General features: G+C 69.7%; 23 protein-coding genes and 1 pseudogene. 9 read left to right on the top strand and 15 right to left on the bottom strand.

Annotation, left to right across the window (positions count from 1 at the left end):
* Positions 1–131: 131 nt before the first annotated feature.
* From KPL78_RS19150 to KPL78_RS19215, 14 genes and pseudogenes are all read right to left on the bottom strand, one after another.
* Positions 132–722, bottom strand: coding sequence for a hypothetical protein (locus KPL78_RS19150; RefSeq protein ID WP_219764610.1), 591 nt, complete (start codon positions 720–722; stop codon positions 132–134).
* A gap of 112 nt (positions 723–834) precedes the next feature.
* Complete coding sequence (locus tag KPL78_RS19155; protein WP_219764611.1) at positions 835–1,584, bottom strand: hypothetical protein; 750 nt, start codon at positions 1,582–1,584, stop codon at positions 835–837.
* Positions 1,581–2,474, bottom strand: coding sequence for a hypothetical protein (locus tag KPL78_RS19160; protein ID WP_219764612.1), 894 nt, complete (start codon positions 2,472–2,474; stop codon positions 1,581–1,583). The genes KPL78_RS19155 and KPL78_RS19160 overlap by 4 nt, the downstream gene beginning before the upstream one ends.
* A 21-nt stretch (positions 2,475–2,495) precedes the next feature.
* Positions 2,496–2,879, bottom strand: a complete 384-nt coding sequence (locus tag KPL78_RS19165; protein ID WP_219764613.1) for a hypothetical protein — start codon at positions 2,877–2,879, stop codon at positions 2,496–2,498.
* Positions 2,880–2,900: 21 nt separating this feature from the next.
* A complete protein-coding gene (locus KPL78_RS19170; protein WP_219764614.1) occupies positions 2,901–3,128 on the bottom strand; it encodes a hypothetical protein in 228 nt (75 codons plus the stop codon).
* Entirely contained in the window at positions 3,118–3,342 is a 225-nt protein-coding gene (locus tag KPL78_RS19175; RefSeq protein WP_219764615.1) for a hypothetical protein, read from the bottom strand. Before KPL78_RS19175 ends, KPL78_RS19170 begins: the two co-directional genes overlap by 11 nt.
* The gene (locus KPL78_RS19180; RefSeq protein ID WP_219764616.1) at positions 3,335–3,544 is read right to left on the bottom strand and encodes a hypothetical protein; all 210 of its coding nucleotides are present in this window, start codon (positions 3,542–3,544) and stop codon (positions 3,335–3,337) included. The genes KPL78_RS19175 and KPL78_RS19180 overlap by 8 nt, the downstream gene beginning before the upstream one ends.
* Positions 3,537–4,337 carry an ATP-binding protein gene (locus KPL78_RS19185; RefSeq protein ID WP_219764617.1) on the bottom strand — a complete coding sequence of 267 codons (801 nt, stop codon included), beginning with the start codon at positions 4,335–4,337 and terminating at the stop codon, positions 3,537–3,539. The genes KPL78_RS19180 and KPL78_RS19185 overlap by 8 nt, the downstream gene beginning before the upstream one ends.
* A gap of 470 nt (positions 4,338–4,807) precedes the next feature.
* A pseudogene (locus KPL78_RS31000) lies at positions 4,808–5,056 on the bottom strand (DUF2312 domain-containing protein); the annotation flags it as partial.
* Positions 5,053–6,552 (bottom strand): replicative DNA helicase, encoded by a 1,500-nt coding sequence (dnaB, locus tag KPL78_RS19195; protein WP_219764619.1) that lies wholly within the window; start codon positions 6,550–6,552, stop codon positions 5,053–5,055. The pseudogene KPL78_RS31000 and the gene dnaB, both read right to left, overlap by 4 nt.
* A complete protein-coding gene (locus KPL78_RS19200) occupies positions 6,549–7,379 on the bottom strand; it encodes a DNA methyltransferase (protein ID WP_219764620.1) in 831 nt (276 codons plus the stop codon). Before KPL78_RS19200 ends, dnaB begins: the two co-directional genes overlap by 4 nt.
* On the bottom strand, positions 7,343–7,588 hold the full coding sequence (locus tag KPL78_RS19205) for a hypothetical protein (RefSeq protein ID WP_219764621.1): 246 nt from the start codon (positions 7,586–7,588) through the stop codon (positions 7,343–7,345). Before KPL78_RS19205 ends, KPL78_RS19200 begins: the two co-directional genes overlap by 37 nt.
* A complete protein-coding gene (locus tag KPL78_RS19210) occupies positions 7,585–8,415 on the bottom strand; it encodes a GcrA family cell cycle regulator (RefSeq protein ID WP_219764622.1) in 831 nt (276 codons plus the stop codon). Before KPL78_RS19210 ends, KPL78_RS19205 begins: the two co-directional genes overlap by 4 nt.
* A 2-nt stretch (positions 8,416–8,417) precedes the next feature.
* A complete protein-coding gene (locus KPL78_RS19215; protein WP_219764623.1) occupies positions 8,418–8,891 on the bottom strand; it encodes a phage regulatory CII family protein in 474 nt (157 codons plus the stop codon).
* Positions 8,892–9,080: 189 nt separating this feature from the next.
* On the opposite strand from KPL78_RS19215, the gene KPL78_RS19220 reads away from it, so the two are divergent.
* The 3 genes from KPL78_RS19220 (at position 9,081) to KPL78_RS19230 (ending at position 10,949) form a co-directional block, all read left to right on the top strand.
* Positions 9,081–9,338, top strand: coding sequence for a hypothetical protein (locus tag KPL78_RS19220; RefSeq protein WP_219764624.1), 258 nt, complete (start codon positions 9,081–9,083; stop codon positions 9,336–9,338).
* Positions 9,339–9,632: 294 nt separating this feature from the next.
* Positions 9,633–10,124: a hypothetical protein gene (locus KPL78_RS19225; protein ID WP_219764625.1), complete on the top strand. Its 492-nt coding sequence runs from the start codon at positions 9,633–9,635 to the stop codon at positions 10,122–10,124.
* Entirely contained in the window at positions 10,125–10,949 is an 825-nt protein-coding gene (locus KPL78_RS19230; protein ID WP_219764626.1) for a WYL domain-containing protein, read from the top strand.
* Here the strand turns inward: KPL78_RS19230 and KPL78_RS19235 are convergent.
* Complete coding sequence (locus KPL78_RS19235) at positions 10,946–11,233, bottom strand: carph-isopro domain-containing protein (protein WP_369412785.1); 288 nt, start codon at positions 11,231–11,233, stop codon at positions 10,946–10,948. The two genes, KPL78_RS19230 and KPL78_RS19235, sit on opposite strands and share 4 nt — an antisense overlap.
* On the opposite strand from KPL78_RS19235, the gene KPL78_RS19240 reads away from it, so the two are divergent.
* The 6 genes from KPL78_RS19240 (at position 11,184) to KPL78_RS19265 (ending at position 13,082) form a co-directional block, all read left to right on the top strand.
* A complete protein-coding gene (locus KPL78_RS19240; protein WP_219764628.1) occupies positions 11,184–11,756 on the top strand; it encodes a helix-turn-helix transcriptional regulator in 573 nt (190 codons plus the stop codon). The two genes, KPL78_RS19235 and KPL78_RS19240, sit on opposite strands and share 50 nt — an antisense overlap.
* 68 nt (positions 11,757–11,824) lie before the next feature.
* On the top strand, positions 11,825–12,070 hold the full coding sequence (locus tag KPL78_RS19245; RefSeq protein ID WP_219764629.1) for a hypothetical protein: 246 nt from the start codon (positions 11,825–11,827) through the stop codon (positions 12,068–12,070).
* Positions 12,070–12,360 carry a hypothetical protein gene (locus tag KPL78_RS19250; protein WP_219764630.1) on the top strand — a complete coding sequence of 97 codons (291 nt, stop codon included), beginning with the start codon at positions 12,070–12,072 and terminating at the stop codon, positions 12,358–12,360. Before KPL78_RS19245 ends, KPL78_RS19250 begins: the two co-directional genes overlap by 1 nt.
* Positions 12,361–12,362: 2 nt before the next feature.
* Positions 12,363–12,500, top strand: coding sequence for a hypothetical protein (locus tag KPL78_RS19255; protein ID WP_219764631.1), 138 nt, complete (start codon positions 12,363–12,365; stop codon positions 12,498–12,500).
* 1 nt (position 12,501) lies between these two features.
* Positions 12,502–12,876 (top strand): hypothetical protein, encoded by a 375-nt coding sequence (locus KPL78_RS19260; protein WP_219764632.1) that lies wholly within the window; start codon positions 12,502–12,504, stop codon positions 12,874–12,876.
* The gene (locus KPL78_RS19265; protein ID WP_219764633.1) at positions 12,873–13,082 is read left to right on the top strand and encodes a hypothetical protein; all 210 of its coding nucleotides are present in this window, start codon (positions 12,873–12,875) and stop codon (positions 13,080–13,082) included. Before KPL78_RS19260 ends, KPL78_RS19265 begins: the two co-directional genes overlap by 4 nt.
* Positions 13,083–13,086 lie beyond the last annotated feature (4 nt).

Here is a 13,086-nt window from a genome sequence, read left to right on the forward strand (position 1 = left end):
GCTCACTACATCTAGGGGCAGAGGGTGCTGCCACCTAGATCTAGTGGAGCCCCACATCTAGGGGCAATGGGCAGCGAGCCCTAGATGTTGCGCCTACCAGCTGTGGGGGACGAGGCCGCCGCGCCCTACATCTAGGGGCGGGCCGTCCGCATCGCCCATTCGAGCGCCTCGCCGAGGAGGGAATCGAAGTCGCGGCGCATCACGGTCTCGACCCGAGGGAAGAAGAACGGATGGGGCGTGACCTTCTTCGGGCCGTCGAAGCGGGCGAGAAGGGTCACCGTCCCCGTGTCCTCATCGCGTTCCCAGAATCCGCCGATGCCCCGCACCTTGCCGACGAAAGTGGACTTCTTGCGCTTGAGGCGTTGCAGGGCACGGTTCGGGATGTTGCCGAACTCGTTCAGCGCCACGCCATGCGGGATGATCAGCGCGCGCTTCTTGGGCTGGCGCAGGCCGCCCTGTTCCTGCAGGCGCAGGTATTCGGCCTGGAGGTCCTTCACCAGCACCCGCGCCTCGAGCCGCGTCTTGCGGGCGGAGATGATGGTGATGCCCCGCATGGTGAACGGGGTCGGGCGGTCGAAGGTCTGCGGCATGCCGCGAATGACCTCATCACGGCCCAGCCCGGCGGTGCGGGTCAGGGCCAGGGCGGCGGCGAAGGGAAGCTGCTTGCGGCCGAAGTCGTCCAGCGTCATCTCGATGCGCCGGAACGTGGTGGCGAAGGACATGTTCAGCACATGCCGCGCCCCCTCCCCTGAAACGCGAAGCGCCCGGGGCCTGATGGCACCCGGGCGCGAATCGCTGCGATAGACGGAATGGACACTGAAACCGTACGCGCGGTCAAGCGACTTCCTGCTGCGCCTCCCAGCGGGCGATGACGGCGTAGCGGTGCAGGGCGCGGACCAGCAGGGCCTCGGCGCGGCGGCGGTGCATGCGGAAGGTATTGGCGAGCTGCTCGACGCCCAGGCGCTGGACGCAGGCGGCGCGGACCAGGTGTTCCAGCGTCTTGCCGTCCGCCTTCACCTGAAAGCCGGCGGCCCAGGCGGACCAGGGGAGGAAGCGTTCGCGCTCGGCTTCCTCAAGACGCTGGTTGAGGGGCACGCCGCCGGTCGTGGCGGACATGCGCTCGGAATAGCTGGCACTGGCCAACACCTGGCGGCCGGATTCCTGCCAGACGATCAAGTCGTGGATCTCATCACTCGCGCGGTACTGCGGCGCGCTGAGGCGACCGGCCAGCCATAGGCCACGGATGCGGTCGGCTTCGAAGCACCTGATGCGGGCGGCTTCGCGGTGATGCTCCTCCGCAGCGCGCGCTGCCGCGGTGGGGTCGAACTCCATGCGCGGCGATGCCGGGGCGCGCAGCAGGCGGGAGGAGAAGGACGTCGCGTCACGGCCCAAGGCAAAACCGGGGTCGGGGGCCGCGATGTTCGCGATGTCCTGCGCCTGCGCGGCCATGGCGCGGGCGTGGGCGGTTTCCACCGCATCGCGCGCCATGGCGTCGGAAGTGGTGAAGGGCTGCGGGCCCTGCCCCAGCACCACGACCCCAGCCGGGGTGATCATCCCATCCATGGTCTTTCCCTTCGTGTTCATGCCACGGCCCGCCGGGTGGCGCGCCAATCGTCGATCGACATCGGCACGCCATGGCGGCCGTTGGATTCCCAATCGCGCATCACCTCGGCCTGGTAGAGATCCCAGTCGGAGGGGGCGGCGGGTTCGGGGCGAGCGCGGGCGGTGTCGAGCGCCTCCATCACCGCGCGGCCGAAATACATCAGGTTGCCAATGGGCTTGCCGTCCCGGCGGGGGCGCGCGGCGACGGTGCGCACGACCTCCCGGATCAGGTCCGGCGGCGCGCCGGCTTCGAGCCAGCCCTTCACCGGCAGCGCGCTGTGATGCCCGCGTGCGGGATCGAGGCCGGCGAGGACGAATAGCTCGGCGCCCAGGGCGACCCAGTCGGTTTCCTCGCGCGCGTCAGCAGCTTCTTTCTTCTCAATAGCTATAGGCTTAGCAGCCGCGCGCGAGCTTTCCGGTCTGGGTTCGGTTTCGGTTTCCTGGGTTTCCGCCGCACCGCCCGCCATGGGCAGCATCAGCGTGCCCTGGCGGCGTTCGCGGGCGGTCTCCCTGGTCTCGCCCTTCCTTGGCCTTCCGCCGCGCAAACCGTTGGTCCGCGCGGCTTCCGTGCGGGCCGAGGCCGCCTTCACACCGGGCAGGGCGACGCTGCGGCCATCCTCGTCGAGATCCAGCCAGCCGAGGTCGGCGAGCGCGGCGAGGTCGGTTTCGACATCGGTTTCCGTCCGGTTCACCAGACGGGAAACCGCATCGGAAACCGAACAGGGAAACCGGAGCACGCCCTTTTCCGGCGCGAGGGTGGAGGCGGCGAGGATTTCGAACCACAGCATGCGCGCGAGCAGCGGCAGGGCCCGGAAACCCATGTCGCCGGCTGCGCGGTTGAGCCATCGGTCACAGAGGCAGGCGCGGGCCATGTTTGGTTTCCTGGGTTTCGGTCAGAAGAGGAGGTCGGCACCTTCGTCGTCGGTCTCCGTGCCCTCGTCGTCGTCATCGTCCTCCGGGTCGGCCTCCGTCACTGGCGCGGCGAGCATGGCGGCGGGGAGGATGGCGCGGATCGGTGCGGGGATCTGCCAGGGCTCGCGCGGCTGGCGGGCATGGGCGACCTCGGCCGAGCACGGGGTCAGGCGGTAGATGGCCGCGCCGCCGTGGAAGACGGCAGGCAGCAGTTCGCCACCGAACAGCGGTTCCAGCGCGAGCATCTTGGCGCCGAAGCGCTCAACCAGCGCGATGCGGCCGACAAGGGTGGTGTGGCCGAAGAGCTCGACGATCGCCCATTCACCGGGCGGATAGGCGGCGGACTGGTCCGTGATCGTTTCCATGTTCGGTTCCTTGGGTTTCGGTCAGGTGGGCGGAGGGGCGAGGCGCGGCTTCGGCCCGACGAAGGGGCGGCCGCGTTCGGCCGCGAGGCGACGCTGCGCCAGGCGCTGACGCAGGATGTTGATGGAGGCCGTGATCCGGTGTCGCCGCGCGTCGAGCGCGGCTGCCTCCAGCATCAACGCCACCAGCTCGGCGTGCTCGGCCGGCGTGGCGAAGAGTTCCAGGGCGGCGCGGGTCGCGTCAGGCGCCATGGGGTTTCACCGCGACGAGGGTGCCGAACTCGACCACGATTTCGGTTTCGCAGGCGGTGCAGAGCAGCGCGGCGATGAATGGCTGCGTGCCATTGAACCGGCAGACCACGGCCCAGTTGGTGTCCGGGTTGTCGGCGCCGCAGGTCGGGCAGTCCATGAACGAGGCGCCGTCGCGCTGGGCGCGGGCGGCGGAGAGGTCGATAGGGTCAGACATGCCGGGCCTCCGCACGAATGCGGGTGATGGTGTCGAGCTTCGCCTGGAGGAACTCCGCGACCGCTGACCTCGCGATGCTCTGGGCGCAGGCGCGGGGAGGAAAGGCGCAGCCCGATGACGCCATGCAGCAATGGCCCAGCACCATCGCCCGGCGCGCCGCCTCGCCCGCCGCCATCAGCGCGCTGACAAGCGGGTCATGCATCGCCGCCATCGGCGCGGACCGGCGGCCATGCGATCGACGCCAATTCCCCGATCGCAGCATCCGTCGCGCCCCAGAGCGCCGGCGGCAGGATCTCCGGGGGTGGCCGGACAGCAACGATGATGCGACGAAGAATCGCCGCCAACTCCTCCGCGGGTCGGCCCATGCGGGGCCCAAGTATCAGCGCACGCTTCAGCCCTTCCGCCACACCGCGCAGCAGCGCGGGGCTCGCGCCTTCTGTCACGTCGACGAAGACGTCCAGCGCGTCATCCGGGAGCGCCCAGGGGCGCAGGTATCGCGCCAGGATCGCAAAGCGCTCCTCATCCGTCGGGAGGTCAACCGACATCTGCAGACCGAAGCGCCGCCATAGAGCAGGATCGATATCCTCAGGACGGTTCGTCGCGCCCAACAGGATGCCGCGGAACTCCTCTATTTTCCGCAGCACGACGCCAAGGGTGGACGTGCGCGCGTTGTCGGCGCCGCCACCACGATTCATGTTCCGGTTGCCCCCCCAAGACTCCATCTCATCCATAAAGACCACGCACGGCGTCTCAGCGGCTTCCAGGGCATCGAAGATCTGGCGCACACCTCTTTCACTCTCGCCGAAATACGCACTGCCATGAACGCTTTCGGCGCCGATCAGCACCATGGGGATGCCAAGGCGCGCGGCGAGGTGGTGCGCCAGCGTGGTCTTGCCGCAGCCAGGCGGCCCATGCAGCAGACAGGTCGAGCGAGGCACCAGCTTGGCAGCGCGCAATTCGTCGGCCGCGCGGAGTTCGGTCAGCCATTCGAACAATGCTGCGCGGGCGGCCGGCGCCAGGATCGGTTCCTCCGCATCACCAGGCGCCCGGACCTCGATGCCGCGCGGCAGGATGTTTCGCAGCTTCGTAACAACGCCGGCATGGCGATCTCCGCGGCTCATGCGCCAGCGCCCTTGCCGTTCGGCTTGCCCTTCTTCGGTGTGGTGCGCCGGAATGCCGGTGGGATGTCCATGCCGTCACTCCCAGCAGCACCGCACCAGCCCTCATCCCATGCGGCACGACGGGCATCGCCCGCGGCGAACGGGTTCTCGGTGACCTTGCGGCCCGCGGCGGCCGCGGCGGCGCCCTGCGCACGCGCGGAGAGCAATTCCTCCGCGGTCGGCGCGGCAGGCGCTTCCGGCGGCGCATCCGACGCGGCGGTTTCGGCCTGCTCGTCGCCCGGCGGCCTCGGCGGGTCGGGCATGAAGCGCTTGCGCGCCGCCTCGCCCAGCGGCGTGCCGTCCAGCATGCCGAGGGCCGCGCGGTAGACGTCGCAGAGCGCCTGCCATTCCTGGCGGTCGGCCTCGGCCATGCGGCGCTCCTTGATCATGGCGCGCATGACCTTCGGATCGAAGCCGGCCGACTTCGCTTCGGCGTAGATTTCCTTGATGTCTTCCTGCAGCGCGCGCTTCTCCTCCTCCAATCGCTCGATGCGTTGGATGAGGCTTTGCAGTCGCGCGGCCGCGATGCCGCCGGGTTCCGAATCCTGCGTCATTCCTGTCCTCCAGGCGGCGTGTCACCGCCACCTTCCTGTTCGTCGAAGAACCACGTCAGCCGATCCGCCCAGCGCAGGCGCACCGTGCCCGTCGCACCCTGGCGGTGCTTCGCGACGATCAGCTCACCCACGCCGGCGGTATCGGCCAGCGCGCGGCGCCACGCATCGGTGCGCTCGGCGAGCTTCTCTTCCTTCTCGGTCTCCCGCCGCTTCGGCGGGTTGGCCTTGAGGTAGTATTCCTCGCGGTACAGGAACGCGATCACGTCCGCGTCCTGCTCAAGGCTGCCGGAATCACGCAGGTCGGACATCACGGGGCGCTTGTCCTCCCGCTGCTCGACCGCGCGGGAGAGCTGCGACAGCGAGATGACCGGCACGTCGAGCTCGACCGCGAGCCCCTTCAGATCCGCCGAGATGGCGGTGAGTTCCTGGTTGCGGTTGCCGCCCTGCCCGCCCTCGGTCCCCGGCGAGAGGAGCTGCAGGTAATCCACCACGATCAGCCCCAGGCCGCGACGCGCCTTGAGCCGCCGCGCGCGGGTGCGGATCGACGCGACGGTCGGGCGTGCGCGCGCATCCCAGGTGATCGGTAGCGCGGCGACGGCGCGGTTGGCTTCGATGAAGGCGTCGGTCTCGCGCTGCGACAGGCCGCGCCCATGGTTGCTGCCGGGGTCGAAGACGAAGGCGCGGAGCACGGCCTGCAAGGGCAGGTTCGCCTTGGCCGCGACCATGCGCGCCTGCACCTGGTAGGACGGCATCTCGGCACTGACGAACAGCACCGGTTCCTGCTGCGCCGCCACGCGCGCGGTGATGCCGGCGGCGAGCGCCGTCTTGCCCATGGCGGGGCGCGCGCCGATCAGGATGAATTCGCCGCCGATCATCCCGCCCTTGAGCCGATCGAATCCGCGATAGCCGCTGGCGAGCCCGACGAGGCCACCCTTCGCTTCGACCGCGCGGAAATGCGCCGCTTCGACCTGGGCGGCGATGGCGGAGGCGTCGGCGAGATCGCCTTTGCCGCGGCCCTTCGCCTGCTCGCCGAGCGCGAACAACGACGATTCCACGCGTTCCAGCGCGGCATCGGCATCGACGCCGGCCTCGGCGCCGAAGGCGAGGTTCACGGCGACCTCGCCCGTGTTGATCAGCTCGCGCCGCAGCCAGGCATCACGGATCACGCGGGCATAGGCGTCGGCGTTGATGATGCCGACCATCGCGGAGAGGAGCTGCGCCAGATAGGCCGGGCCGCCAGCATCATCCAGCAGGCCCGAGTGTTCGAAGTCCTGCCGCAGGGTGACGACGTCGGCGAGCTGCCCGGTATCGATGCGGCGGGCGATCGCGGCGTAGATCGTGGCGTGGACGGCGTCGGCGAAGTGCTCGGCGCGCACGATGTCCGCGACGCGTTCATAGGCCTTGTTGTTGGCGAGCAGCGCGCCGAGGAGGGCCTGTTCGGCCTCGAGGTTCGCAGGGGGCGTGCGGAGGGACAGGCCGATGACGGGGTCGGTCATGCGGGCACGTCCCGCAGCAGGTCGCCTTGGCGCTGGGCCTCTTCGATGCGGCGGCAGGCGGTGTCGAAATATCGTTCCTCGATTTCGACGCCGATGAATGGATGGTGGCGCCGAACCGCTATGACACCGGTTGACCCGGCACCCATGAAAGGATCGAGGACAGACTCACCCGAGATCAGCGCGAGCCGCGCGAAGCACCAATCGATGAGCGCTTCCGGCTTTTGCGTCGGGTGTACCCGCTGCTGACCAGACGTCACCTCATGGCGTGCCGCACTGCCTACGCAGACACCGTCCCACAGCAGCCGAAAGATGCGCATCGGCCGCGGCGGATCATCGTTGATCCACGCAGCCTCACCATCTCCCTGGTCTCGAACTTTGCCCGTCGGAACCTTGTCCCAGATCAGCCATGAGCCGGTCGGCAGTCGATCGGCAAAGCGATGCGCACCCCACAACAGGACCCGGTCTGCCGCCACGATCCAGGGAGCGGGATCAAAAGGCCCGTCATCGCCCGCGATGCCTTCGGGATGCCGCACACCGATGCCGGTGCTGTTCAGGCCACCAGCAACGCGCCGTGCGCGCTGGACATTGGCTATGGCACGTGCGCCGCATCCAGGCGGCGTGACCGCGCGGAGACCGCCTTTGCCAAGCACATTCGTGTTCTGCCGCTGGCCATAGGGCGGATCGCTGATCACCGCGCCCGGACGTTGGAGCGTCGGCACGATCTCCCGGCAATCACCGAGATACAGCGTGGCTAAGCCGATCTGCTCGCGCCGCTTCCATGGCACCGCGCTCATACCCGCCGCGCCCCGTCGATCGGGGTGGGCCATTCCTGCACCTGGCGCTCGGCATCGGCCTGCGCGTCGGGCAGGTGGACGTAGACGTCGTTGGACACGATCGCCGGCTCGGCCGAGCAGGGCAGCATGTCGACGATCCAGGCCCAGCCGCCGCGGAACGAGACGACGCGGGCCTCGCCCTGCAGTTCCTCACCGCAGCGGGCGATCCATCCATGGGCGTCGTGGCGCCAGGTGAGGGTCACGCCGCCTGCCCTCCCCACGCGAATGTGCTGCGCGTGATGCGGTGCTCCCCGGCGTCAGGATCGCGGGAACGGCTGAACGCGCGCGCGGCGTGTTCGGCGCAATAGACGCAGGGCGTGTCGTCCGGCCGCACGCGCACGGCGGCGCCGCAGAACACGCCGGTTGGCCGCTCGGCATCGCCCCACATCGGCCAGCGGCAGGCGCGTTCCCCTCGCTGGACCGAAGATCCCCCCGACCGCGATTGCGTCGCGGCCGGGGGTAGGTCACGGGAGGAAACGCCAGACACATCGCCGCCGGGCTCGCCGACGACACCCGGTGAACCTGCCGGGCCAGGATCGCCGGCCTGCGCCGGGATGGGGTGGGCCGCGGCAGCAGGGGCCGACGAGGCGGGATGAGGTGCCTCGGCCCGCAGGCGCGCCGTGGCGGCCTGCGCCCCGGCCAGCGCGGCGGCGCCACGGGCGCTCAGCGACCCGACGCCGCCGCTGCGGGGCAGCAGGGCGTCCCGTGCCGGCAGGCCGAGGCGTCCGATCGTCTCGGTCACCGTTCTTTCCCCGATGCGCAGAGCGGCGGCGATCTGCGGCCGCGTCTTGCCCCTGCTGTGCATGACCGCGACGGCGCGGTCGCGGTTGTCGCCAGGCGGCAGGATGGGCGATGCGACGATCGGCGATGGCCGGGGCGTCAGGCGCAGGCGATGCGCCTTGCCGACGACAGCGGACTTCGAGAGATTCATCCGCCGCCCGATCTCGGCCGTGCTGTGCCCTTCGTCCCACAGCACGCGCAGCCGCGCGATGGCGTCATCGGACCAGGCATCGTGGCGCGTCTTCGGCATGATCACCCTTCCCCGTCCTGCGGCGCGTCGCCGTGCAGCAACGCGCCGACCGCCTGCATGCAGGCCGCCTGGAGCTCCAGCAGCTCATCCGCGATGCGCTGGCGTTCGGCGGACGACAGGCGCGAATCCTCCATCGCGGTCGCCCAGGCGGCGCCGACATCGGCGGCATTGCGGAACACCTCCGCCAGCGAACGGTTCACCGGTCCGGCACCGCCGCCGATCGGCATCAGCCGATACCCGGCCAGGCGCGCGAGAACCTGCGTGACACGCGGCTGTGCCACGCAGCGTTCGAGGTCCGCGATCACGTCGGCCTGCGGCATCCGGTCCGGCTTGTGAGGGTTGTAGGTCTCGGCGAGCGTCGAGAAGTGCAGGCGCGTGACCGAGGCCGCGGCCTCGACCCCGCCAGCATCCTCGACCAGCGCGCGCATCGCAGTCTTGATCGCCGCCCGTTCGGCGGGGGCAAGGAGCGAGGTCATGGGCGGGCCTCCGAAGGGTTATGGATGCGTGGGGCGGGAGGCGCCGGCATGGTACGCGGGCGATGGATGCAGCCCTGATCAGAGCCCCCGACAGGGCGGCGACACGCGGTTCCCCGGGCGGCGGCGGCATGGCGCGGCCGCCCGGGGGGCGTCACCATGGGGAGTGCCAACCCACCCATGGAGACCTGCATGCCGGACATCACCGATGCGGCGCGCCTGATCGCGTTGGAGAAGGCTGTCCTTCTCATGGCGAGCTGCCTGCCCGACGAGGAGATCGAGTACGTTGCCGGCGGCCTGTTCCACGAAGCAGGGAAGGCGGACCGGCGGTTGCCGTCCAACGACACGGCAGATGGCGTGGGGTTCGGCCCGGTCATGGCTGCGGCACTCGACCGGCTGCACGACGCGCTGATGGATTTGCGGCGATCAGCGCCGCGGCCCCGGGGCTGATCGACCCGCGCCAGGCCAGCCAGGCCAGGGTGCCACGCATGATGGCGGCGCGTTCGGCATTCACCTGCCGATCGACCGCGAGGCGGATGGCGGCGATACGTTCGGCATACGACATCCGCGGCGGCGGTGGCGCGGGCGGGGCGACGCGCGGCAGCGTCGGGGCCGGTACCGCGACGGCGGGCGCGGCCCTGCGCGGGCGCCAGAACAGGGCTGCGCCCAGCAGGGCGCCGATGATCCCGCGCCGCTTCATGCCGCGCCTTCCCGTTCACCTGCCGGTTGCGGCAGGATGGGGTCTTGTCGGGATGCGAGGGCGGCGGGATGCGGGCGATGCTGGTGGCGGTCGTGCTGGGCCTGCTCGGGGTCGCCGCCCAGGCACAGCAGCCCGCCGACCCGCAGCCACCCGCCTGGTGGCCGTCCGCCGGCAAGCTGGGGATTACCGGAATGGTGCAGTCCCGCGCCGGCGGATGCCGCATGTCCTTCCTGGTGCTCAACAACACCCGGCAGGATTTCCGCGACATCTCCGTCACCCTGATCGTCGAGGCGCGCAATCAGCCCGGTATCGTCACCGACGTGACCTTCCGCTTCGCCGATGCGGGCGGGGCGAGGGAGGCGCAGGGCTGGATCAACGGCACCTGCCCGCGCAATCCGCGCGTCGAGATGCGGGAGGCGCGCTGTTCCACCGGCCCGCTGGCCTTCCAGGATTGCCTGTCGCTGTTTCAGCCCGTCGAGCCGCCAGCCCGACAAGGGCGGGAATTGGTGCGGCTGCGCGTGGTGGAGCCGCGATAGATGGCCGCACTGCGAAGCGTGATGGCCGCGCTGGTAGTGCTGGCGCTCGCTGGGTGCGATGGCGGCGGGCGGGCGGCCGTCAGCGATATCCCGAGTCCCTACGACGCCCCGAAGCCGCTGCAATCCAAGCCGCTGACGCCGCCAAGGGCGCCCCCAATGCCACGCCATCCCGCGGCCGGCACCGATGTCGCGATACGCTATCGGCGCCGAGGCGAGCCGGAGCCGATCGAGGACTTCATCACCATCCGCCACGTCGATGCCAAGCGCGACGCCGACGGCACCATCCTGCTCAAGAGCATTCGCGCATGGAGCGATGCAGAAGACCGCGAACGGACCTTTGCCGTGAGCAGCCTGGTCATGATCAACCATGCAGGCGAGGAGATCACCGGTCGCGCCGGCATTCAGTACTGGCTGCGCTGTATGACGGGCATTGCCACCGAGGCAGACCATGAGGCCGCCGGCATCGAAGCCTCGGACACGGAGGCGGCGGACGAGAGCGAGCTGCTCGTCGCGAAGCTGCGCCGCCCAGTCTGGATCCGATATCGGGATGGCGAGGGCGCTTTGACTGAACGTCGCATCACCATCACCGCGCTGGGTGGCGGCCGAGACGACGACGGCCCTTACGTGACGGCTGTGTACGCCTATTGCCACCTGCGCAAGGCGGCGCGGTCCTTCCTGGTGGATCGCATGGAAGCGATTGCCGACATTCCCGCAGATCTCCACGAGGTCGACGCCGATGCTGTTGAACGCTGGCTGCTTGACCATGTCGCGCCGCCCAACAGGCGGGGACGAGGCACACGCAGGAACGATAGCCCGCACGGCTAGGCCGCCTTCGCGCCAGATGCGGCCTTCGCGGCCGCGAAGAAGTCGGCATGCGTGAGGACGACAGGCGGATTCAGCCGCGCCGCTGCGTCGATGACCTCAGGGATTCGCCGGCTCGGCACATAGCCACCCTTCAGCCATCCCCATACGGTGCCCTGGCTCGTTCCCAGGGCCCGCGCCATGGCGTTTTGCCCGCCAAAGGCTGCGACGAGGCGTTCAAGGTGCGGTGCGTGTGCCATGACAGGGACCATAATAACCGCTACTGGCGGTTTCTCGTCAACCGGCATTCATGGTCCTAGGCGGCCCATGGGTCGCCCCCGGAAGTCCGACAAGCCCATCCCGCGCTGGGCCGCCGACATCAAGTCGGCCCGGCTTGCTGCGGGCTATCGCAATCAGAAGTCCTTCGGGGAGGCTGTCGGCTTTTCGCAGCAGGCCGTAGGCGATTGGGAAAGCGGGAAGAACCGCCCTCCGCCCGAAGCCCTGCCAAAGATCGCGGAGATCTTGGGCATCCCAGCACAGTTCCTGCTGCCGCCGAGCGTCGCGGCGGTCTTCGAGGGTCAGTCACCGCTGACCGATGCCGCAGATATAGACGAAGCGTTGGCACGCCTTGTGGCCGAGATCCACGCGATCCTGACCAGCGCTGGCAGCAAGCCGACCATCCAGACAGCGGTGCGTCTTGCCATGCGCGCCTGGCGGTCGAGCGGGGGAACCATGACGGAATCGGCCGACCCGACAAGGTTGCGCTTGGAGGTGCAGAAGGTTCGGGAGCTATGGCTGGAGTTCCGGGCGGTGGATCGCAAATCGCCCTGACCGGATTTTACCGTTGACGTAACCGCTGTCGGCGGTAATCATCGCGCTGTCATCCGACGGAGCGATCGATGCCCGACGATCAATTCCCTGACGTCCCTGCCGCCTTCGCCGCCCTGATCAAGGAGCTGAAGGCCGAGGCCGTGCGCGGCGACTTCGAACGCACCGCCGCCTTCCTGAGGCACCTCCAGCAGCTCGAATCACGCTGGGCCGCCGGGCAGCCGCCGCACACGATGAGGACCGCGTCGAAGAAGCCGCAGACGCCGGCGGCCGGGCCGCCACCGGTCGTCGAGCACGTCAACGGGGATATCGGCTGATGCCCGACATCCTCGACAACCCACTGGACGGGCGCTGCTCGCACGAGATCAGCCAGGCCGTCGCGCGGGACATGCTGGCGGCGCTGCGCCTAGCCGCCGTCGAGATCCAACAGGATCTGGAATCGCTGATCCGCACCGAGGCGGGCGGCACGACCAACTGGACCATCACTGACCCGCTTCCGCCGGATGAGGCATTCGACGGCGACCCAGGCATCCCGGAATTGGTCCGCGACAAGCACGTCGCGCTGACCGCGGTCGTGGCCGCCATCGCCAAGGGCGAGGGCCGCTGACCATGGCGCCCCGCCCCTTCCTGCAGGCCGCCGCCCTGCTGGCCTCCCCCGTCCTCGGCTGGCTGTTCGCCGAGCATGCGGACCCCGGCGGCGCGCTGATGCGCCTCACCCTCGGCTGGCTGATCGGGGAGTTCCGCTGACATGGCGCTTCGCCTTCCCCCCGACCAGCCGCCGGAACCACCGACGATCGCGGAACTGGTGCGCCGCGCCTACGACCTCCCGGCCGACCACACGGCATTCGTCACTCGGCTGCTGGCCGCCCCCGGCCTGACCGGAGACGCCCTGCTGCGCGTCGCCGATGCTGCGCAGGAAGCGGCCGAGGCCCTGGGCGGCCTGGTTCGCGGCGATGCCGAGGAACGCGTCTGGCGCGACATGGCGACGCTGCTGCGCGATGCCGCGCCGCGCTTCCCGCATCCGCCCCGCGTGCCGCTGACGGCCGAGGAGGCCGATGCCTCCATCCGCCGGCGCGCGATCGCCGCCGGCCTCACCACAGCAACCGGAGATCCCGATCGATGAGCATGAATCGTCGTGCCCGCGGTGGTGTGTCGTTCCTGGTGTCGCCACCTCCCCAGAATCGTCGCGCGCGCGGTGGTGCGCCGTTCCCGGCCGCACCACGGCCAGAGCCGCGCAATTGTCCGCGCGGCCGTGTCTGCGATGCGCTGCTGCTGGCGCTGGCCCTGTGGGTCGTGATCCTGTGGGTCGTCGCGGCGATCGTGCGGTGACCGC

The organism is Roseomonas alba (genome assembly GCF_019430885.1).
GTDB classification, from domain to species: Bacteria; Pseudomonadota; Alphaproteobacteria; order Acetobacterales; family Acetobacteraceae; genus Neoroseomonas; species Neoroseomonas alba.

Excerpts from the sequence above, each read along its gene's own strand:
- KPL78_RS19150 (WP_219764610.1), bottom strand. The coding sequence starts at position 722 with ATGTCCTTCGCCACCACGTTCCGGCGCATCGAGATGACGCTGGACGAC.
- KPL78_RS19155 (WP_219764611.1), bottom strand. The coding sequence starts at position 1,584 with ATGAACACGAAGGGAAAGACCATGGATGGGATGATCACCCCGGCTGGG.
- KPL78_RS19160 (WP_219764612.1), bottom strand. The coding sequence starts at position 2,474 with ATGGCCCGCGCCTGCCTCTGTGACCGATGGCTCAACCGCGCAGCCGGC.
- KPL78_RS19165 (WP_219764613.1), bottom strand. The coding sequence starts at position 2,879 with ATGGAAACGATCACGGACCAGTCCGCCGCCTATCCGCCCGGTGAATGG.
- KPL78_RS19170 (WP_219764614.1), bottom strand. The coding sequence starts at position 3,128 with ATGGCGCCTGACGCGACCCGCGCCGCCCTGGAACTCTTCGCCACGCCG.
- KPL78_RS19175 (WP_219764615.1), bottom strand. The coding sequence starts at position 3,342 with ATGTCTGACCCTATCGACCTCTCCGCCGCCCGCGCCCAGCGCGACGGC.
- KPL78_RS19180 (WP_219764616.1), bottom strand. The coding sequence starts at position 3,544 with ATGCATGACCCGCTTGTCAGCGCGCTGATGGCGGCGGGCGAGGCGGCG.
- dnaB (WP_219764619.1), bottom strand. The coding sequence starts at position 6,552 with ATGACCGACCCCGTCATCGGCCTGTCCCTCCGCACGCCCCCTGCGAAC.
- KPL78_RS19200 (WP_219764620.1), bottom strand. The coding sequence starts at position 7,379 with ATGGCCCACCCCGATCGACGGGGCGCGGCGGGTATGAGCGCGGTGCCA.
- KPL78_RS19210 (WP_219764622.1), bottom strand. The coding sequence starts at position 8,415 with ATGCCGAAGACGCGCCACGATGCCTGGTCCGATGACGCCATCGCGCGG.
- KPL78_RS19215 (WP_219764623.1), bottom strand. The coding sequence starts at position 8,891 with ATGACCTCGCTCCTTGCCCCCGCCGAACGGGCGGCGATCAAGACTGCG.
- KPL78_RS19220 (WP_219764624.1), top strand. The coding sequence starts at position 9,081 with ATGCCGGACATCACCGATGCGGCGCGCCTGATCGCGTTGGAGAAGGCT.
- KPL78_RS19230 (WP_219764626.1), top strand. The coding sequence starts at position 10,125 with ATGGCCGCACTGCGAAGCGTGATGGCCGCGCTGGTAGTGCTGGCGCTC.
- KPL78_RS19240 (WP_219764628.1), top strand. The coding sequence starts at position 11,184 with ATGACAGGGACCATAATAACCGCTACTGGCGGTTTCTCGTCAACCGGC.
- KPL78_RS19235 (WP_369412785.1), bottom strand. The coding sequence starts at position 11,233 with ATGCCGGTTGACGAGAAACCGCCAGTAGCGGTTATTATGGTCCCTGTC.
- KPL78_RS19245 (WP_219764629.1), top strand. The coding sequence starts at position 11,825 with ATGCCCGACGATCAATTCCCTGACGTCCCTGCCGCCTTCGCCGCCCTG.
- KPL78_RS19250 (WP_219764630.1), top strand. The coding sequence starts at position 12,070 with ATGCCCGACATCCTCGACAACCCACTGGACGGGCGCTGCTCGCACGAG.
- KPL78_RS19255 (WP_219764631.1), top strand. The coding sequence starts at position 12,363 with ATGGCGCCCCGCCCCTTCCTGCAGGCCGCCGCCCTGCTGGCCTCCCCC.
- KPL78_RS19260 (WP_219764632.1), top strand. The coding sequence starts at position 12,502 with ATGGCGCTTCGCCTTCCCCCCGACCAGCCGCCGGAACCACCGACGATC.
- KPL78_RS19265 (WP_219764633.1), top strand. The coding sequence starts at position 12,873 with ATGAGCATGAATCGTCGTGCCCGCGGTGGTGTGTCGTTCCTGGTGTCG.